The organism is Cocleimonas sp. KMM 6892, from assembly GCF_035798195.1.
GTDB classification, from domain to species: Bacteria; Pseudomonadota; Gammaproteobacteria; order Thiotrichales; family Thiotrichaceae; genus Cocleimonas; species Cocleimonas flava.
Genome location: NZ_JAPFBV010000003.1, coordinates 371,010 through 391,483, shown reverse-complemented (window position 1 = coordinate 391,483; position 20,474 = coordinate 371,010). Strand labels below are relative to the sequence as shown.

Sequence of the window (20,474 nt, the reverse complement as noted above, 5' to 3'; positions counted from 1 at the left end):
GACCTATGAAGATGTCATTGCCGATTGATTGTGTTTTAGATGCAAAGGCTCAGATTGGCGAAGGTGCTATCTGGTGTTCGCAGCAACACGTTTTATATTGGGTTGATATCTCCGCAGGTGTTCTTCATTGTTTTGATCCCTCTGATAATACAAATAAAAGCTGGGATATGGGTGAAGCCTTAGGTTGTTTTGCACTAACAGATCGAGCCTCTCTGGTGTTAGCCCTGACTTCCGGGTTCTATGAGTTTTTCCCCGAAACTGAGCATAAAATGCTATTGAGTGGTCCAGATGTTTCGTCCATTAATCAACGATTTAATGATGGTAGTGTTGATTTAAAAGGGCGCTTTTATGCAGGAACAATGCGCACCAATGGTGATCACGTCAATGACCCATCCGGCACCATGTATTCATTAAGTAGCGAGCTTGAAGTGAATGCCGTAATGAGTGGCTTTCATATTATCAATGGCATGGCATTTTCACCAAATGGAGATACTGCTTATGTTTCAGATTCGTTTGCTGCTGTTCAGACTATCTGGGCATACGATTATGATTTGGATGATGGTGTTTGGTCTAACAAGCGAATTTTTCTTGATACCAAAGAATTAGATGGAAGACCGGATGGGGCGGCTATTGATGCAGATGGGTGCTACTGGATGGCGGGAATTAGTGGCTGGGAATTGGTGCGTATCACACCTGAGGGGGAAGTCGATATGAAGATTGAATTCCCTGTTGAAAAGCCGACTCGTATTGCTTTTGGTGGCTCAAATATGGATACATTGTTTGTCACATCGCTGGGTGAGGATATTACGGAAGGTACGCACCAGCCCAATGCTGGTGGTTTATTTGCGTTAAAAGTGCCAGGTGTTACAGGTATAGAATTACCAAGAATGAATTTCTCAGCAAGCTGAACGAAAAACCAGACACTATTTTTCAGTGATCTGAATTAGGATTTATGCGGCAGTAAAATGCTCTACGGTTTGCATAACGCCACGAAGTTCCGACATGCCTTTTAGGCGGCCTAAATAGGAATACCCAGGATTAACTTTAGAATCTTTTTCAAATTCCAGTAAATGGCCGTGATCAGGTCGCATAAATATTTCAGACGTTCTGGACTCATGCGACTCGGCAGTTAGCAAAGCTCTGATAATAGCGATCATGTCCAGATCACCTTCTAAATGTTCTGCCTCATAGAACGAACCATCCTTGTTACGAATCACATTTCTAAGATGGGTGAAATGAATGCGGTCTGCGTATTTGCCCGCCATTTTAACCAAGTCATTGTCGGGTCGAGAACCAAAGGAGCCAACACAAAACGTAAGTCCGTTCGCAGGGCTTGGCACTGTCTCGAATAGGTAATCCAGATCATTTTCTGTAGAGACAATTCGTGGTAAACCAAACAGTGGAAACGGTGGGTCATCGGGGTGAATCGCCAATGTTATTCCATATTTTTCGGCAGTTGGAATAACAGCTTCAAGAAACGAGACTAAATTATCACGCATATCGTTGTCACTTAAGCTGTCAAATTTCGCGATGCGTTTTGAGAATTCACCGCCACCATGACTTTCTGCACCACCCGGTAAACCTGCAATGATATTCTTTTCCAGTTGTGCTATTTCTTCGACAGACTTTTCGGCGAGTCTTTGTTTCGCTAGGGATACAGTTGATTCTTCATAGTCCTGATCAGCATTAGGGCGTTTTAACACAAAAACATCGTATGCGACGAAATCGATCATATCAAAGCGTAACGCAATGCCTTTGCCGGTAAGCGAATGCTCCAGGTCAGTACGAGTCCAATCAACTACTGGCATAAAGTTGTAACAGACCGTTTTCACACCTGCTTCACCGAGGTTTTTGAGCGTTTCTTTCCAGGCAGTTACTTCTTCTGTTGCTGAAGCACCTTTGAGTTTTATCTCGTCGCTCATCCAGATCGATTCACAGACATCCCAGGTTAAACCTGCTGATTCAATTTGTTGTTTGTGTTCTAGAATATCTTCTTTAAGCCACGTTTTCCCCGCGGGATAATCATGAAGCGCACTGACAATACCCTGAGTGCCCGCTTGTTTAATATTTTCAAGAGAGATAGGGTCATTTTTACCAAACCAACGCCATGTTCGTTTCATGTTTTTGCCTTGTCTTAAGTTGTGTAGAGAGTCTTATAAATAGTAATGTAGAGTGTAATTTAAACGTTAGCCTGAACAGTCTCAAAGGGAATCAAAGCACCCTTTTCACAGATGACAGTACCGGCGCATTTTTGCGCGAGTGAAATGGATTTTGCAATATCACCTGAACGCATATATTCAGCAAAATAAGCACCATTAAAAGAGTCACCGGCGGCGGTGGTATCCGTAACACCTTCGATTTCTTTTACAGGAAAGTATTCAACTTTCTCGCCTTCGACAAATAAGGTTTCACTTTCTGCATTCTTAACAACGATCTGTTTAACGCCAAGCGCTCGATAGCGTTCAGCTGTTTCCATTGGGGTTTTATCACCAAAGGTGACTTGTTCGTCTTCAAAACTCGGAAGGATAAGATCCGAAATAGCAGCCGTTCTTGTAATGATATCTTTCATCCTTTCTTCGCTTGCCCATAAACGAGGACGAATATTGGGGTCGAAGGCAATAATTGCATCAGGTTTAAGCGCAGAACGTAAACCAGCGATGAGCGTTTCAGCGTCTTCATCTGGCAAGATAGCCATAGTAATCCCTGATAAATATACGATGTCTGCATCGGCTGCTTGTGCCCAAAGTAGTTCAGCTTGCTTCATCATCTGCTTTGCCGCTGAAGTGTCGCGCCAGTAACTAAACGATCGTTCTGCACCATCCAGATGTATACGATATAAGCCCGGAACACCATTTTTAATTCTAGGGATGTTGTCGCATAAAACTCCGGAGCCTTTAATGAATGTAATCATTTCTTCCGAGCTGTGATCATCCCCAATCGCAGTAAAAAAACGAATGGAAATGTCTTCTGATGCGAGTGCTTTCGCATACCAAAGCGTATTGAATACGTCTCCGGCAAATTTTTGTTGCCAGAGGTTATCTTGGACTGATGATAGTTCCAGCATGCATTCGCCGATACCTAGTAGTGACTTCATATAAAGCAATCTCTTAAATTGTTGTGTATTAATTATTGCGCATTAATTTCAGTCTAATACACTTTTGTTAGATGGGTTTCCTTCGAATACTCGCATGCGAGCATTGTCTATATGCGCTCGCATGGCTTCGCGAGCAGCTGGTCCATCCTTGCGCTCGATAGCATCAACAATATGATAATGCTCTTGTTGCACTAGCTCTAATCGCGTTTTTGGTTTTAGTAGCGACAAATTCCGGGTTAAATTTATTCCGGTTAAAATATTGGGTTTCATTGAGTTACGTGCAGCAGTGAAGTAGTGGTTGTGGGAAGCTCTACAAATGGCTTCGTGAAAGACTACGTCCGCATCCGAACCTAATTCATTATTCTTTATGCAGTCGTCAAGCATTTGTATTGCTGTTTGAATTTGCAAAAGTTCTTCTTCCGTTCTTCGGATCGCGCAGTGATATGCAGCTTCTCCTTCTACTGCAGCTCTAAATTCAAATGTTCGTTGAATATCAGCGATAGAACCGATGGGGGCAAAATCAAGAACGGCTAATTCTGGGCGTCGTTTAACAAACGATCCCGAGCCCTGACGTGAAACGATAACATCGTCATTACGCAGTTGCTTGAGTGCTCGTCTGAGTATAGGGCGAGAAACGTTTAATCTTTCGCTAAGGACATGTTCAGTGGGAAGCTTTTTCCCAATCCCAAACTCACCTTGTACGATCAGCTGTATTAATTCTTCATATACACTATCAGACAAAGAACTGTCTTTAAAAGTTAATGATTGCTCACTCATACTTTCGCCTTTAAATGAGGTTGTAAAGCAAAGAGTATAGTTATTTGTAAAATATTTGTAAATAAAAGTGTGTAAATTAGGGATTTATTGGTTCTAAATACAGGTTTCAATTGCGTTTCATCGTGCCTCTTAGAACTTAATGCTATATGTATATTGTATTGAAAATGCGATAAAAAGTAGATTTTTATCATTAATATCATTAGCTTATGTTTTTGTCGCGTTAAAAATATTTAGTCGTGATAATTTGCAAACACAACTGTTTACAATTAATTACAAATTATTTATTTACATTTTACAAATTCTTACTATAGTTACGCTGAGACATCAATGGCGTTGAGTATTTTTAACTGTTGATTTAGTCCAAATTATCCAAGGAGAAATTATGATTTTTAAAAAACAAGTAAAAACAATTCTTAAAACAGCACTAGTCGGCGTAGTACTTTCAACCTTCGTTACATCTGTTTCTGCAGAGACTTTACGTGGCGCGAGTATGTTCGATGACAAGCATACCTTCACTAAAACTATGGTTAAGTTTGCTGATCTGGTTAATGAGTATTACGACGGAGATGTGAAGTTTGACTTACGTTTGAATGGTGAGTTGGGTGTAGAAAAGGATTATGTCACTTTCCTAAATCAAGGTGTTGCAATTGACTACACCATTCTAGCGCCTTCCAATATGGCAAGATTTGCACCATCTATTCCGTTAATGGATATGCCTTTTTTGTTTCGTGACTTAGATCACTGGAATACTGTTTTATCTAGCGACATTCTTGCTCCTCTTGAGAAAGAGTTATCTGAAAAAGCAGATATCGTTATTGTTGGTTATGCTGGCGGTGGAACACGTAACCTATTGTCAAACAAGCCAATTATGAATATGAAGGAGTTGGAAGGCCATAAGATGCGCGTGATGGGTGCTCCAATACAGGCTCAGATTTTTGATGCTATCGGTGCCGCACCTTCTGCCATCGCTTATAACGAAGTTTACAATGCAATTCAAACAGGTGTTATTAACGGTTTTGAGAACGAAGCCGCCAGTATCCAGAACTTAAAGTTTTACGAAGTTGCGCCAAACGTTACTTTAACCTCTCATACAATTACTGTACGTCCTATCGTATTTAGCGGTAAGAGCTTCCGTAAACTTCCAGAGAAACTACAAGCTGCAATCAAGAAAGCAGGTAAAGAAGCGGGTGCATATGGTCGTGAGCTAGAGTCACGTGAAGATGGTATCAAGCTCAAAGAAATGGTTGATGCTGGTCAGATCAAAGTATCTGAGTTTGAAGGTCGTGAGAAGCTTCTAGACATGGTTAAGCCCGTGCAGGATAAATTTGCAGCGGGTATCAATGCAACTGAATTACTAGGTGCAATTCGCGCAACTAAGTAATTGACCGTTATTAAAAAATTAGTAATAAGTAATTTTAGATACATCAGTTAGAACATCTCTGAGGTTTTATCGACCTTAGAGATGCTTCTATTTTTCATTCTCATCTGCCCTTTGAGGGTCAATCATGATCAAACGCAGTTTAGAAGCTTTCTGTACCGGACTAAGAATCATTTTAGCGGTATTGGTAGGGTCACTTGTGATTCCTGTGGCAATGCAGGTAATTGCTCGTTACACCGGTATTATCCCTGTTTTTCTTTGGACTGAAGAGCTGGCCACTTTTATCTTTGTCTGGGTGGTCATGATCGGTTCGGTATTGGCCGTATGGGAAGGTACACATTTCGACGTTCAGGTGTTGCCAGATAGCCCTAATCCTCTGATATTGTTAATACAAAAATCCATTGTTCTATTGCTGGTTGGCGGTTTTGGTTTTCTGTTTGCCTGGTATGGGATTGAATATGCAAAATTCGGCGGCATTCAGCATTCTGTAATGATGAATGCAAATCTCATGGTTACACACATTACAGTCCCACTCGCAGGACTATTCTGGGGCATTTTTTCTTTATTCCGTTTTGTTGAAGCCTTTCAACAATACAAAGCTAACAAAAGGGCAGTATTATGATTCTTACTACAGGAGTAGCATGTGCCTTATTAGTTGGCAGTTTTTTATTATTGGTGATTCTTCGCGTACCCGTTGCCTTTGCTTTAGGTATCGCAACCATTCCGGTGGTGCTGCTTGATATCAGGCTGACTCCATTCATTATTATCGACCGTATGTTTCAGTCGTATAATTCATTTATTCTTTTGGCTGTTCCCTTCTTTTTACTCGCCGCTAACTTAATGAATTCGGGGAAAATCACCGACAAATTAATCGATTTGGCCAGAGTGTTAACAGGGTGGATGCCCGGTGGTTTGGGGCACGTGAATGTGGCGGTTTCCATGTTGTTCGCAGGTATATCTGGCTCATCAACAGCCGATGCTGCGGGTTGCGGAAAAATCCTCATTCCTTCAATGATCAAAGAGGGTTACGACACCCGTTTTGCGATTGCGATTACTGCCTGTTCATCGGTGATGGGTGTAATCATTCCACCTAGTATTCTGATGATTGTTTGGGGTGGCGTGATGCAGGTTTCTGTTGGCGCTCTGTTTTTGGCAGGTGCTATTCCAGGATTAATGATCGGTTTTGCTTTGATGGCGACGGTTTATGGCTACGCCAAAGTTTACAATTACCCTATCGCGATGAAGCCGACTTTTGGTACAGCCTTCAAAGCGTTTAAAGGCGCTGCGTTAGCCATGTTGACGCCGGTCTTTGTTATTTATGGAATCGTTGCAGGTATCGTTACACCGACCGAAAGTGCCATTATCGCAGCCTTCTACTCTCTATTTTTAGGCATGGTGGTATACAGAACGGTTACCCCACGTGAAGTAGGCACAATCCTTTATGATACTGGACGTTTCGCATCTATTTCTTTATTTGCGATAGGTACGGCATCCGTTTTCGGTTGGTTGCTCGCTTATTATAATGTGCCACGTCTTATTATTTCTGTGATGACAAATATGGAACTTGGGACAATCGGCACATCCTTGGTTATTGCATTCCTATTTTTGTTCTTTGGTTTGTTTATCGATGCCATTCCAACTATTATCATTCTCGGTACTGTTCTTTTGCCTGTTGCTCTTCAGGCCGATATATCGCCGATTGTCTTTGCAATTATCGGTATCATCTCGCTTGCATTCGGTTTGGTGACTCCGCCTTATGGACTCTGTCTGCTGATCTCCGCCTCCATTGGTGGGATGAATGTTGTGAAGGTCCTTAAGGAAGTGGTTATTATTCTAATTCCTATGTTGCTTATCTTATTGTTGATCATCTTATTTCCAGAGATAGCACTGTGGTTGCCGAATCAACTGATGCCCGGCTCAGTTAAATAGCCGTGTAACCATTGAAGTAAGTTAAGTGAAAATGATCCAGATACATATTTAAAAAAACGCCCTATAAGTAGGGGGGTGTATTTGGATTATTTCTTAAACACAGATTCAATATTTGTGTATGCAGTTCGAGCGGTTTGATAATAAAGTTATATGAAAAGGGATTAAGCGACCCTCTCGCTTAATTCTAAATTTTTATTGTTATTCAGATAATAGTTTTACAGATTAATTCACACGTGCACTATCATTGTTAGAATCAACTCTATTGCGCCTAGGTTGTTGCACTAGTGTTATTGCATGTACCTTGTTGTAGCTGGGTTATTCAAATGAGTTAGACCCTAATAAGTTCGAGCCGAATTATTAATGAATTTGGTTGCTTGTGAGTCATGGTGTTTGTTGGCTAAGTAAAAAAAATGCTTGAAAGTAGGGGGGTGGCATTTAAACCTTATCTATAGATAAGTTATGAATTTTTCATAAAACATTCACTATTAAACGTTCATCATAAAAAACTATCATGAAACGCAAATTATTTTACAAAGGCAAATAGAGGTAAATAATATGACAAAACCAAAAATAGGATTTATCGGCTTAGGCTTGATGGGATCAGCCATGGTAGAGCGATTTCAGGAAAAAGGTTATGCGCTCGTTGTCATGGCAAATCACTCGCGTACCAATGTTGATGCTGCAGTATCTCGTGGTGCAACTGAAGTATTCAGTGCGCGTGAAGTAGCAGAAAACTCTGATGTGGTGATGCTGTGTATGGGAACCAGTGAACAAGTCGAAAGTCGGATGCAAGGGGATGATGGTGTTATCGGCGGATTAAAATCAGGCGCTATCGTCATAGATTTTGGTACCTCTTTGCCTGAGAGTACTCGAACGTTAGCCGCAGAGGTTGCAGCAGCTGGCGGGGACTATCTGGATGCGCCACTAGGGCGCACCCCTGCTCATGCTAAACAGGGTTTGCTGAATATCATGACTGCGGGCAATGAAGATGCTTTTAAACGTGTTAAACCAGTGTTGCAGGAAGTGGGAGAAAACGTCTTCTATTTAGGTGGGTCTGGCGCAGGGCACACCATCAAGCTGTTTAATAATTTTATCGCTATGACTACTGCAAATATGGTCTCAGAAGTATTTGCCTTATCTGATGTCGCTAAAATTCCGCGGCAGACAGTCTATGATGTATTGTCAGTTGGGCCTGCAAATTCTGGCATCATGGATTTCATCAAAGCCTATGCTGTGGATGGAAATCCAGATGTCTTAGAGTTTTCTATAAAAAATGCGGCAAAAGATGTCGGTTATTATAAAAAAATGGCAGAAGATGCAGGTGTCACTCCGGCAATTGCACCTTCGTCTTTGGCTGCTTTGCAAGCAGCGATAGATAATGGTCAGGGAGAAGATCTGGTGCCAAAGATGGTCGATTTTTATCGGTCCTCATTTGCTAATTCGAGTGATAAAAAGTAATGAAAGTTGTTTCAGCGCCGCAAATACCGGATAGAGTTAATTTCGGTATTTTATTAATACTGATTGCTTATTTGTTCTTTTCTTTGACGGATGGAACAACCAAGTGGTTGGTGTTATTAGGGTATCCCGCTTTTCAGTTGGCATTTATTCGCTATAGTTTTCAATTGGCGATTGGTGCCACTGAAATTTCGTTTCGAGGCTTTGATAAAAACGAGATTAAAGATCACTTTTGGCTGCTAGTTATTCGTGGCGCAATGTTGGCTAGTGTTACAGCCTGTGTTTTTTACTCGTTGAAGTATTTAACCTTGAGTATGTATTCAGCGATTCTGTTTACGGTTCCTATTTTTGTTAGTTTGATCTCAGGACCTATTTTAGGTGAGCGTGTTGGGCCTTGGCGTTGGTTCGCTATTTTTATGGGATTTGTTGGCGTTGTTATTATTGTCTCTCCTTTCAATGAGAGCTTTCATTGGGCGTCTTTTCTGGTTCTGTTTGCTGCAATAGCAATGGCTATCTATTCGATCATCACTCGAAAGCTTGCCGCTAAAGTTCGTCCTCATGTGTTGCAGTTTTTTACCGGCTTGGTCGGTGCGCTTGTCTTTCTGCCCTTTGCTGTATGGTTATGGCAACCGGTGACCTTGAAAGCGTTGATGTTGATGACATGGGTGGGTTTCGCTTCATGGGCTGGGCACGAGCTACTGACCCGGGCGCATAAGCATGCAGAAGCTTCTGTTTTGATGCCTTATTCTTATAGTTTTATTATCTATATGACCATTTTAGGCTTCATATTTTATGATGAGGTGCCTGATGAATTTACCATTCTGGGTGCGCTCGTTATCATTATTTCAGGACTTATTATCTGGTATCGTGAAAGACGTTTAAAAATCAAAGCAAAAAAAGATGGGGCAACTTAGGTTGATAGGTTTAGTTCCCGTTTGCCTCCAACTTTAATTGTGGGTTAACGCCCCATCCAGCCCCCGTCAACGGTCAATATTGTCCCATGCACATAATCTGATGCTGACGAAGCAAGGAAAACAATAGGCCCTGCGAAATCTTCAGGTTTTCCCCAGCGGCCTGCAGGAATACGTTCGAGTATAGATTGGGAACGTTCAGGATTATCTTGTAATGCCTGAGTATTGTCAGTAGCGATATAACCCGGAGCGATTGCATTTACGTTAATGCCTTTTGATGCCCATTCATTCGCCAGAGCTTTGGTTAATTGTCCGATTCCACCCTTTGATGCTGCATAACCAGGAACAGTGATGCCCCCCTGAAAAGTCAGTAAAGAAGCGGTGAAAATGATCTTGCCACTACCTCGCTTGATCATGTCTCGGCCAATCTCACGGCTTAGTACAAACTGCGCGCTTAGGTTTACTTCTAAGACCTCATCCCATAAGTCATCTTCATGCTCAGCAGCTGGCGCTCTTTTTATGGTACCCGCATTGTTGACTAAAATATCTGGTTTATGACCATCCACTTTTATTTGATGGGCGAACGATTTAAGTGCATTACGATCAGAGAAGTCGCATGCATAGGATGAAAATTTTCTACCTAATGCTGTCACTGCGCGTTCGATATCGCTCCCTTCTGCTTCGAGACTTGCACTCACACCAATAATATCTGCACCTGCTTCAGCCAAAGCTATAGCCATACTTTTGCCAATGCCGCGTTTGCACCCAGTGACTAAGGCTGTTTGTCCGCTTAAATCAAATGCGTTTTTCATGATGGGTCCTTATCGTGTTTGTAGAGTCTTAAGTCCTGTGTATCATTTTTATTTTTAATAGAAAAACGTTAAACCATTAATTATTAGTTGCTTATGAATAGGAATAATTAGTGTATAACTGCTATAAATAGTATATTGTAATTATTTGTAAATAAGTTGTAAATTGTTTGTAATTATAAGAGAAAGTTTAACGGAGGAATAACTATGAAATCATTTAAAAAAATCATTCGCACAACAGCAGGTATAGTTGCTGCAACAACACTTTTGGCGGCGGTGACTGCGCCTGCTATGGCAGAATATCCTGAGCGTCCAATTACGTTAATCGTTCCTTGGGGAGCGGGTGGTGGAACTGATGCCACAGGTCGTATTATTGGTAGTTTGTTACAAAAAGAATTAGGCAAGCCTGTTAATGTAGTTAACCGCACAGGCGGAGGCGGAGTCGTAGGTCACTCTGCAATTGCAAACGCAAAACCTGACGGATATACCATCGGCGTAGCAACAGTAGAAACAGGCATGATGCATTGGGCTGGTTTAACCGATCTAACGTATGAAAAGTACACGCCTATTGCACTTTACAATACTGACCCAGCTGGCGTTATCGTACGTGCTGATTCAGAGTGGAAAGATGCAGGCGAAGTAATTAATGCGGCTAAAGCTAGTCCAGGTAAGCATAAAGCATCAGGTACAGGTCAAGGTGGTATTTGGCATCTTGCTCTGGCAGGTATGCTAAACAAGTCTGGTTTAGAGCAGTCTGCAGTACCATGGGTTCCTTCGAAAGGTTCAGCAGGTGGTCTTCAAGAGTTGGTTGCAGAAGGTGTTGATGTTGTTACTTGTTCAATCGTAGAAGCATCTGGTTTGTTATCTGCAGGTAAAGTTAAAGCAATCGGTGTTATGTCTTCAGAGCGTCTAGCTGCTTTCCCTGATGTTCCTACTTTGCAAGAAGTGGGTGGCCCTGAGTGGGAAATGGCATCATGGCGCGGTATTGTTGCTCCAGCTGGTTTACCTAAAGCTGAAACAGATGTGTTAAGTGCAGCAATGAACAAAGTTTGGCATTCAGATGATTTCAAAAAGTTTATGGATGGTCGTGGCTTTGGAATGACATATAAAGCGGGCGATGATTTTAAAAGCTGGATGAAGAAAAGCGATGAGTCACTTGGTGTTGTGATGAAAGCTGTTGGTCTTGCTAAGTAAGTTTTTTGTTCAAAGGTACCTCTATTGCTAGATAACAATCAGTAATAGAGGTACTTTCATTATTCTCACCATATTCAGGAGCCAAGCATTCAATGAAATTTAATGATGCAGTATTTGGCATTTTCTTGATTGTTTTTGCTATCGCAGAAATCATCTACACTCGAACATTTCCTGCTTTGCACGGACAACGTTTCGGCGCCTCAGATTTTCCCGTATTAATTGGTGTTGGTTTAATTATTTGTGGCTGCCTTCTTGTTGTTAGTGGTTATAAGCAACGTACAGTTTCTAGCCCAATAGAAGAAGCTATAAGCAAAGAACCCAACTTACTAACGATTGCTGGATGGCGTGAAAAGCCTCGTTCGGTTATCAATTTTTTCGTCGTAATTTTAAGCATACTGTTTTACATCTTCTTTGTGGATACATTAGGGTTTGTAATAACAGCGTTTTCGATTTTACTTGTATTGTTTCTACGACTTCAAAATGGTGTTGTCGCCTCTTTTATTGCCGCACTGTTTATGACAGGTGTGAGTAAATTATTATTTGGTGTATGGCTTTTAGTGCCATTACCTATCGGCCCACTCGGTTTTTAGAGAATTATTTATGGATGCGTTTATTGGTGGACTCTCATTAATTTTTGACCCTTACGTATTAATGGTAATGGTCGGTGCCGCTGCTTTTGGATTAGTTGTTGGGTCAATTCCGGGTCTAACTGCCACCATGGCAACCGCACTTCTTATTCCTGTAACCTTCTTTATGGATCCAGTGCCTGCGATTGCAGCCATTGTAACGACTGTTGCCACAGCAATTTTTGCTGGCGATATTCCTGGCGCGTTGCTCCGTATTCCCGGTACACCTGCCTCCGCCGCCTATTGCGATGAAGCATTCGCCATGACCCGAAAAGGCAAGGCACAGTTAGCATTGGGAGTTGGTTTAACCACTTCTATTATAGGTGGTCTCATCGGTGCAGTAGTACTGATGATGGCGACTTCTGCATTAGCCGAATTTGCTTTCAAATTTTCTTCTTATGAGTATTTTTGGTTAGCTTGTTTGGGCCTCTCTAGCGCTGTTGTTGTCTCTAGTGGTTCAACGTTAAAAGGCTTTGTATCTTTATTGATTGGCTTGTTCATTGCTACTATTGGTATTGATCTTATCTCTGGACATCCTCGTTTCACTTTCGGTAGTACAGAGATGTTGTCCGGAGTGAGCTTTATTCCTGCCATGATTGGTATGTTTGCCATTTCAGAAGTGCTTCGTTTTGTGGCAGCTAAAAATAATTCGCGCCCTAAAGTGCCAGTACAATCGCTTACCAATTTGTTCAAAGGGGTTGGTGGTGTTTTATTTAAATACAAATTTAATGTTTTTAGAGGCAGCTCAATTGGAGCTGTGACTGGCGTTCTACCAGGTGCAGGTGCAGACATTGCAGCCTGGGTTTCTTATGGTGTTTCAAAACGCACATCGAAAGAGAAAGAAAAATACGGAACGGGTCATGTAGAAGGCTTGGTTGATGCGGGTTCGGCAAACAACGCAGGTTTAGCAGGTGCCTGGGTTCCTGCACTGGTATTTGGTATACCGGGTGATTCTGTTACTGCGATTGCGATAGGTGTGCTTTATATGAAGGGCATGAATCCTGGACCTATGATTTTTCAGGAAAATCCACAGTTACTGAATGCTGTTTTCATCGCATTTTTTGTGGCTAATCTATTGCTTTTACCTTTAGGCTATCTCGCTATTAGGCTTTCATCGCAGTTGCTTAAAATTCCTTCTCGGATGCTGATGCCCGCTATTTTGATTTTCTGTTTAGTCGGTTCTTTTGCGATAACAAATTCAGTATTTGGAGTTGTTATCATGTTAGCAATGGGTGTTTTAGCTTACATTATGGAAGAGAATGGTTTTCCGATTGCGCCAACAATATTAGGTATCGTATTAGGTGCAATGCTCGAAGAGATGTTCTTATCATCGATGATAAAAGCAGACGGCGAATTGTTAGCGTTTTTCTCTAGACCGATTTCAGCAACGCTGGGTGTACTCACTATCCTGATTTGGTTAATTCCACTAATCAAGATGCTTAGGAAAAAGTTTGCTAAGCCGCAGCTTCAATAGAAATTTGATGTGAAGTAGGGGCCGTTTTTTCCCTTACTTACTTTCCATTCTTTCCTTTTTCTCATAAAAAGAGCCGAATAATATTCGGCTCTTTTAATATAAAATTTACGTTTCAGTGACGTAATCTACATTATTCTTCTTTTTCGTAATTTTCCGAAACCTTGGTTAAACGAATCGTGTTGGTAGAGCCTGGTGTTCCGAATGGTACGCCTGCTGTAACGACTATTCTGTCTCCCGATTTTGCTATGCCTTTTCTCATAGCCATACGTACCGACTTGCCAACCATTTCAGAGAAGGAAGAAACATCTTTGGTTTGAATGGAATACACACCCCAAACCAGCGATAACTTTCGTGCGACATGATCCGAAGGTGTTAATCCTAGTATTGGAACAACACCACGATTACGAGCAGCACGTAAGGCTGTTGAGCCTGTGCTGGTAAAAGTAACTACAGCAACACATTCTCTATCTTTGGCAATTTGAGATGCTGCAATTGCAATCGCATCCGCATCAGAGATTTCACCAATAAGTGGGTATATTTGTAACATCTGACGATAATTCTTATCGCTTTCAGTTTCGCTGATAATTCGTCCCATTACTGAAACGGCTTCTTCAGGGTAGCTTCCGGCTGCGGTCTCGGCAGATAACATTACAGCATCAACACCATCATAAATCGCTGTGGCAACATCCGACGCTTCTGCTCGGGTAGGAATAGGGTGATGAATCATAGACTCGAGCATTTGAGTCGCAACAATAACTGGCTTACCTTGAGATCTAGCAACCTGGACAATTCGTTTTTGAATAGATGGAACACGTTCTGGAGGTAGCTCAACGCCCAAATCTCCTCTTGCTACCATTATGGCATCAGAGTGTTTAACGATATTTTCTAGATCATCTAGTACAGAAGGTTTTTCCAATTTCGCCAGTAAACCTGCTTTTCCACCGATCAACTCACGGGCTTCAATCAGATCTTCGACACGTTGAACAAATGATAAAGCAACCCATTCAACCCCAATCTCTAATGCATACTTAAGATCAATACGGTCCTTTTTCGTCAGCGGGCTGATCGGTAGAGAAACGCCGGGGACGTTCACTCCTTTACGTTCCGAGATTATTCCGCCAACCATGACTTCTGTAACCATTTTGTTGGAAGTGAGTTCAGTAATGCGCAAGCGAATTTTTCCATCATCAACCAATAATTCTTCGCCTACTTTTTGAGCTGCGAAGACTTCAGGGTGAGGTAGTTTGACGCCTGTACTATCTCCTCTGTGTTCATCAAGATAAAGCGTGAAGGTTTGGCCAACGTCTAGGTGGACGTTGTCTTCTGAAAACGTGCCAATTCTTAATTTTGGGCCTTGAAGATCTGCCAAAATACCTACGGGGCGACCCACTTCTTTTTCTAACTTGCGAATACAGTCTAGTCTGGCTTTTTGTTCTTCGTGGGTTCCATGACTAAAATTCAGTCTGAATACACTCACCCCTGCATCTAATAAGCTTCTAATAGAGGCTTCATCGCTTGAAGATGGTCCCAAAGTGGCGACAATCTTGGTACGACGATCGAGTTTAAATGGAGATTCAGTCATGACTTGTTTTCCCTATAAATTTCATTTAACCAGCCTAGCCCAGTAGAGATATTGCTACTGAGTTTTTTTGCGGTTCCAAGGGGCTAATAATAACTTAAATGAATTTATAGATCGAATTTCTGAATAGAAACTTATGGTCTTTTATTTACTTATTCTTGTTTGGTTTTGTCTCTTTTAGATGGTTAAGGTATTAGAGATAAAACTTAAGGTGGGAATGAAATATAACTAGTTAAAATTAATGGATGTTGCTTGAGGTGCTTAGCTTAAAAAACAGATAATAAATGAGATGAAAAAGTGCCTCAAAGGTGGGGGGTGACATGTAAAGCCACCCCCCACCTTTGAGGCACTTTTTTACTGTGAATTAATGATTATTTGAATGTTTTAAGTTGTGGATGTAAAGCTATTAAACAGGCACTTAAAGAAGTAAGTGCCTGTTATTTTTCATCAAAAAGATCTAGTAGGCCGAATCAGGGTAGTAGTAATCTTTAGCGTTTTCTTTGGTCACTAACTCTGCGCCGAGAATAAGTCGGGTTGGTTTATGGTAAAGATTGCCAAGCGTTTCGTCTTTGACGCCAGCTACTGCAAGTGCAATTCCTGATGCGATCATTGATGGGCTATAAGTCACTGTTGCGCGGACAACCGGGTCTCCATCTATAACCATTTTAATGATGTCTTTTGAACCAGCTCCACCTAATACAGTTTTTATGTCAGTGCGACCAGACTCTTTAATTGCTTGCATTACACCTTTAAGCATATCGTCGTCTTGACACCAAACAGCATCTATCTTTTTGTGTTTTTGTAAGAAGTTTTCCATGACTGAAAGGGCTTTTTGAGTTGACCAGTCAGCAGGTTGTGAATCAAGGATATTAATCCCTGAATGCTTTGAAATTACTTCGTTAAAGGCATCCACACGTTGCTTGTTGATAGGTATCTGCATTCCCTCTAATACTACTATATTGCCCTTGTCGCCCATTTCTTTCGCTAACCATTCTGCGCCAACACGTCCTAAACCCGGGTTATCTCCAGCAATAAAGACATCTTGAGCTGGGTTTGCTAATTCACGATCAACCACAACCGTATAAATACCTTCAGCATAAGCTTCTTCGATTACTTTTTGTAAAGTAGCAGGGTTGTGCGGCAAGATAACTAGTGCATTTATTCCTTTGATCATAAGATCTTCAACATCACCTACCTGCTTAGTACCTGAGCTTGCTGCTACTACAAAAAACTCAAGTTGACTGTCTTTAGCCGCCAGTTCATCAGTCGCCTTTTTTGCCCACCATAGTAAACCAGCTGTCCAGCCGTGATCAGCAGATGGAACGCTGACACCGATTTTATATTTATCTGCTGCCATACCAGTTAAAGGCACCATCATTAATATGATGCTCATTGTTATTACTTTTAAAACACCTTTCATTTCTACTCTCCTATAGTGTTAACACAAAATTGTTTATTTAAAACAATGACTACTTTTCACTTAAGTATTATTTGATGTGTTGAATGCCACACCACTTCCTACTCAAGTTTTCATGTGACAGTGTTGGCTAGCGGGTTTGTTTGTACTGTGCTAACACTGCGACTAAAATCACAAGACCTTTTACCGTGCCTTGTAGATATGCTGATACACCTAACAAATTCAGCATGTTGTTTATGATTCCTAAAATGATGACACCAATCACCGTTCCCCAGATTGTTCCCTTGCCACCTGCTAGAGATGTACCGCCAATAACGACCGCTGCAATAACGTCTAATTCGTAAAATAAACCAGCGTCGCCGGGGCTTACAGAATTAAGTCGGGATGACAGCATCACGGCAGAAATACCTACGGTAGCGCCAGTAATTACAAAGGTGATTAAATAGATTGTTTTAACTTTAATCGCAGAATAAGCAGAAACGGTCGCATTAGAACCAATTGCGCAAACATGACGTCCAAAAGCGGTGTGGTTGAGTAATATGTGGAAAATTATAGCGAGTGATAAAAACACCCAGACTGGGTTTGGTACCGAAAGAAAGTAGCCTCCACCGACATCTGGATACTTTTGATTAGTAGAAACAATCTCGCCAGCATCGCTGATATATAACGTCAATGATCGGAAAATCGACATGGTTGCAAGTGTGGCAATAAAGGCTGCGACTCGGCCTTTGGTAACTATGGCGCCATTAATTAAACCAAATAAAGCACCCAATGCAATCGCCGCACCGATGGCTAACACCACGGCAAACCAGCCTTCACCCACAGCATTGAGAATCATCACAGTTAGCACGCCGACTAACGCCAGCATTGAACCGACTGATAAATCTATACCGCCAGCGATAATCACAAAAGTCATGCCTAAAGCGATAATGCCTGTATAAGATACCTGTCTTAAGACATTGGAGATGTTTCGTGCTGCTAAAAAGTGCTCACTAGCCATAGCTGAAATTGCAACGAGCACAATTAGGGCAATCAAAGGTGCGTATTTTGACCAATCAATCTTACTCATTTTAGAGTCACTCTATTTATTTGATTCGTATGTCTTATTGATTTTTTGCTGATCATTTGTTGTTCCTGAGTAAATATTTATTCAATGTTTTAAGCAGTTTGCCTTGTCAAACCAGCGGCGTGATACATAATTTCTTCTTCGTTGATATCTTCCCCGGTGAGCTCGCCCATAATTTCACCAGAGCGCATCACAATCACGCGATTAGATAAGCCAATAATTTCCTCTAACTCGGATGAAATAAAAATAACGGATAAGCCATCATCGATTAGCTGTCTTATGAAATGGTAGATATCCTTTTTCGTGTTTACATCAATGCCGCGAGTTGGCTCATCGAGAATCAGAATTTCAGGGTATGTGTCCATCCATTTAGATAGGTATACTTTTTGCTGGTTGCCACCACTCAAATTGATGAGTTTTGTGTCTAGTGAAGCCGCTTTGATGTCAAATAGTGAAACGAATTCCTTCACTTTCTTGCGTTCTAAAGATTTGTTTATTAAGCCCTTTACATAGGCTTTCAAAGAAATCAGAGTGATGTTTTTGGGTATGTCAAAATTAAGAATTAGGCCCTTACCTTGTCGGTCTTCCGACAGGTACGCCAATCTGAGGTTTACTGCTTCAACAGGGCTGTTTACCTCGACCCTTTTGCCATTGACTTCAAGTGCTCCTGAGTCTTTATGACGTAGACCCATAATGGCTTCAGCAGTTTCCGTGCGACCTGCGCCAACTAAACCAGAAAACCCCAGAACTTCGCCTTTTTTTAACTCAAAATTGATGTTCTTTAATACGCCATCAATGGATAAGTTGCTTACCTTCAGTACAGTTTCTTCCTGCGGGGCAGATTTTTCAGGATAAATCTGGTTGAGTTCTCGGCCAACCATTTTACGTGCCATGTCTTTTTCATTTAGGCCGGTGACTTCATCCAGGCTGATTAAGTGACCATCGCGTAAAATTGCCAAACGGTCGCAGAGCTGTTTAACTTCTTTTAATTTGTGAGAGATAAATAATATTGTTACACCGCGGGCTTTGAGTCTTTCAACTAACTCAAATAAAATACGTACTTCGTGTTCGGTGAGCACTGTTGTTGGCTCATCCATAATCAGGATGTTTGCATTGCTCACTAATGCTTTGGCAATTTCAACCATTTGTTTTTGCGCAACGGTTAAATCTTCTATTAATGCATTTGGATCAAGGTCTGTTTTCAGTTCTTTTAAAAGCTCATGGGTTTGTTCCCGCATGGTTTTTTTGTTGAGGAAAAGACCTGACTTTATTTCGCTACCAAGAAATATATTCTCAAAAACGTTTAGTGAACTAATTAAGTTAAACTCTTGCGGGATCATTGCGATGCCAAGCTTTTTAGCATCAACAGGCGTTTTCAGGTTTACTACTTTTCCATTGACGGAAACAGTTCCGCTGGTTTTTGTGTAAATGCCGCTAATGATTTTTAATAACGTCGACTTACCGGCGCCATTTTCACCCAATATTCCGAGTACTTCGCCAGGAAGAACATCTAAGGTAATTTCGTGCAAAACACGGACGCCCGAAAACTCCTTAACTATATTGCTTAATTGAAGAACGGGAGAGCTCATAAAGTAGCGACCTGTGATTTACAGTTATGCATCAAGTTTTACCCATTTGCCATTTTCTTGTGACGAGCTAATTACCGAGTTGATGAATTTCATGCCTGAAATACCGGCTTCGATATCAGGAATGAGCTTCATCACTGATTCTGGTGACGCACCTGCTTGGCATTCAAGTAAGGCATCAGCAATGTCGGTATAAATATTTGCGAAACCTTCGAGATAGCCTTCTGGATGACCCGCCGGGGTTCGAATAAGACGGTTGGCTTCATCAGATAAGCCATGACCAGCTCGTGTTAATGTACGACTTGGTTCTCCAAATGGTGAAAAAATTAATTTATTGGGGTTTTCCTGATGCCATTCTAATCCGCCTTTATCTCCATAAATTCGAATTTTAAGGTTGTTCTCATTACCAGGTGCAACCTGACTAGACCACAGCATGCCTTTAGCTTGTCCTTCAAGTCTCATCATTACATGGACATTGTCGTCGACCTGTCGGCCTGGCAGAAAACTGGTCAAATCTGCTGATACTTCCTCTACTTTTAGTCCGGAAATAAAACGCGCTAAATTGAATGCATGTGTTCCAATGTCGCCTAAGCAACCACCTGGGCCTGAGCGAGTAGGATCTGTACGCCATTCTGCTTGCTTGTTGCCGCCATCTTCTTCTTTAACGGTTAGCCAGTCTTGCACGTACTCAACTTGCACTAAACGGATATTGCCTAGTTCGCCAGTTTCAACCATGTGCTTTGCCTGACGCACTAATGGGTAGCCTGTGTAGTTATGAGTTACCGCAAAAAAGCATCCACTTTCTTTGACGATTTCTTCAAGTTCTAAAGCTTCTTCCAGTGAAACCGTTAAAGGCTTATCGGAAATCACAGCGATTCCTTGTTCTAAAAACGCTTTAGCAACCGGGAAGTGCATGTGATTGGGAGTAACAATAGAAACGGCGTCTATGCCATCTTCGCGTTGTTTCTCTGCAATAGCCATTTCTGTAAAGGTCGAATATGAGCGGGAGCTATGAATGCCCAGATTTTCTGCCGAGCGTGCGGCTCTTTCTGGATCAGATGATAAAGCGCCAGCAATGAGTTCATAACGATCATCAATACGGGAAGCAATGCGATGAACAGCGCCAATAAAAGCGCCTTCGCCACCTCCTACCATACCCAAGCGAATTTTTTTCGACAT

Annotated in this window: 18 protein-coding genes; 9 read left to right on the top strand and 9 right to left on the bottom strand. The window is 41.6% G+C overall.

Annotated features, from left to right (window positions below):
* The first annotated feature begins 5 nt into the window (after positions 1 to 5).
* Positions 6 to 908 carry an SMP-30/gluconolactonase/LRE family protein gene (locus OO007_RS10830; RefSeq protein ID WP_325808805.1) on the top strand — a complete coding sequence of 301 codons (903 nt, stop codon included), beginning with the start codon at positions 6 to 8 and terminating at the stop codon, positions 906 to 908.
* A gap of 42 nt (positions 909 to 950) precedes the next feature.
* On the opposite strand, the gene uxuA is transcribed toward OO007_RS10830, so the two are convergent.
* Genes uxuA through OO007_RS10815 form a run of 3 tightly spaced genes read right to left on the bottom strand, consistent with a single transcriptional unit; the run spans position 951 to position 3,871 of the window.
* Positions 951 to 2,120 (bottom strand): mannonate dehydratase, encoded by a 1,170-nt coding sequence (gene uxuA / locus OO007_RS10825; protein WP_325808804.1) that lies wholly within the window; start codon positions 2,118 to 2,120, stop codon positions 951 to 953.
* Between the two features lie 59 nt (positions 2,121 to 2,179).
* The gene (locus tag OO007_RS10820; RefSeq protein ID WP_325808803.1) at positions 2,180 to 3,094 is read right to left on the bottom strand and encodes a sugar kinase; all 915 of its coding nucleotides are present in this window, start codon (positions 3,092 to 3,094) and stop codon (positions 2,180 to 2,182) included.
* Positions 3,095 to 3,142: 48 nt separating this feature from the next.
* Positions 3,143 to 3,871: a FadR/GntR family transcriptional regulator gene (locus OO007_RS10815; protein ID WP_325808802.1), complete on the bottom strand. Its 729-nt coding sequence runs from the start codon at positions 3,869 to 3,871 to the stop codon at positions 3,143 to 3,145.
* Between the two features lie 382 nt (positions 3,872 to 4,253).
* Between OO007_RS10815 and OO007_RS10810 the strand changes: the two genes are divergently transcribed.
* The 5 genes from OO007_RS10810 (at position 4,254) to OO007_RS10790 (ending at position 9,547) form a co-directional block, all read left to right on the top strand.
* Positions 4,254 to 5,252 carry a TRAP transporter substrate-binding protein gene (locus tag OO007_RS10810; protein ID WP_325808801.1) on the top strand — a complete coding sequence of 333 codons (999 nt, stop codon included), beginning with the start codon at positions 4,254 to 4,256 and terminating at the stop codon, positions 5,250 to 5,252.
* Positions 5,253 to 5,376: 124 nt separating this feature from the next.
* Positions 5,377 to 5,871, top strand: coding sequence for a TRAP transporter small permease (locus tag OO007_RS10805; RefSeq protein WP_131907627.1), 495 nt, complete (start codon positions 5,377 to 5,379; stop codon positions 5,869 to 5,871).
* Positions 5,868 to 7,178 carry a TRAP transporter large permease gene (locus tag OO007_RS10800; RefSeq protein WP_131907626.1) on the top strand — a complete coding sequence of 437 codons (1,311 nt, stop codon included), beginning with the start codon at positions 5,868 to 5,870 and terminating at the stop codon, positions 7,176 to 7,178. Before OO007_RS10805 ends, OO007_RS10800 begins: the two co-directional genes overlap by 4 nt.
* A 495-nt stretch (positions 7,179 to 7,673) precedes the next feature.
* Positions 7,674 to 8,636, top strand: coding sequence for an NAD(P)-dependent oxidoreductase (locus tag OO007_RS10795; protein ID WP_325808931.1), 963 nt, complete (start codon positions 7,674 to 7,676; stop codon positions 8,634 to 8,636).
* Entirely contained in the window at positions 8,636 to 9,547 is a 912-nt protein-coding gene (locus OO007_RS10790) for a DMT family transporter (RefSeq protein WP_325808800.1), read from the top strand. The genes OO007_RS10795 and OO007_RS10790 overlap by 1 nt, the downstream gene beginning before the upstream one ends.
* A gap of 44 nt (positions 9,548 to 9,591) precedes the next feature.
* Here the strand turns inward: OO007_RS10790 and OO007_RS10785 are convergent, their stop codons facing one another.
* Positions 9,592 to 10,356 (bottom strand): SDR family oxidoreductase, encoded by a 765-nt coding sequence (locus OO007_RS10785; protein ID WP_325808799.1) that lies wholly within the window; start codon positions 10,354 to 10,356, stop codon positions 9,592 to 9,594.
* Positions 10,357 to 10,560: 204 nt separating this feature from the next.
* Between OO007_RS10785 and OO007_RS10780 the strand changes: the two genes are divergently transcribed.
* From OO007_RS10780 to OO007_RS10770, 3 genes are all read left to right on the top strand, one after another.
* Positions 10,561 to 11,547, top strand: a complete 987-nt coding sequence (locus OO007_RS10780; RefSeq protein WP_131907622.1) for a Bug family tripartite tricarboxylate transporter substrate binding protein — start codon at positions 10,561 to 10,563, stop codon at positions 11,545 to 11,547.
* A 92-nt stretch (positions 11,548 to 11,639) separates the two neighbouring features.
* Positions 11,640 to 12,137 (top strand): tripartite tricarboxylate transporter TctB family protein, encoded by a 498-nt coding sequence (locus OO007_RS10775; RefSeq protein WP_325808798.1) that lies wholly within the window; start codon positions 11,640 to 11,642, stop codon positions 12,135 to 12,137.
* Positions 12,138 to 12,147: 10 nt separating this feature from the next.
* Positions 12,148 to 13,647 (top strand): tripartite tricarboxylate transporter permease, encoded by a 1,500-nt coding sequence (locus OO007_RS10770; RefSeq protein WP_325808797.1) that lies wholly within the window; start codon positions 12,148 to 12,150, stop codon positions 13,645 to 13,647.
* A 130-nt stretch (positions 13,648 to 13,777) separates the two neighbouring features.
* Here OO007_RS10770 and pyk read toward each other — a convergent pair whose 3' ends face one another.
* The 5 genes from pyk to OO007_RS10745 form a co-directional block, all read right to left on the bottom strand.
* On the bottom strand, positions 13,778 to 15,229 hold the full coding sequence (gene pyk, locus OO007_RS10765) for a pyruvate kinase (protein ID WP_325808796.1): 1,452 nt from the start codon (positions 15,227 to 15,229) through the stop codon (positions 13,778 to 13,780).
* 454 nt (positions 15,230 to 15,683) lie between these two features.
* Positions 15,684 to 16,619: a substrate-binding domain-containing protein gene (locus OO007_RS10760; protein ID WP_325808795.1), complete on the bottom strand. Its 936-nt coding sequence runs from the start codon at positions 16,617 to 16,619 to the stop codon at positions 15,684 to 15,686.
* 154 nt (positions 16,620 to 16,773) lie between these two features.
* Positions 16,774 to 17,712 (bottom strand): ABC transporter permease, encoded by a 939-nt coding sequence (locus OO007_RS10755; RefSeq protein ID WP_207907161.1) that lies wholly within the window; start codon positions 17,710 to 17,712, stop codon positions 16,774 to 16,776.
* Between the two features lie 89 nt (positions 17,713 to 17,801).
* Positions 17,802 to 19,298 (bottom strand): sugar ABC transporter ATP-binding protein, encoded by a 1,497-nt coding sequence (locus OO007_RS10750; protein ID WP_131907617.1) that lies wholly within the window; start codon positions 19,296 to 19,298, stop codon positions 17,802 to 17,804.
* Between the two features lie 24 nt (positions 19,299 to 19,322).
* Entirely contained in the window at positions 19,323 to 20,474 is a 1,152-nt protein-coding gene (locus tag OO007_RS10745; RefSeq protein WP_207907160.1) for a Gfo/Idh/MocA family protein, read from the bottom strand.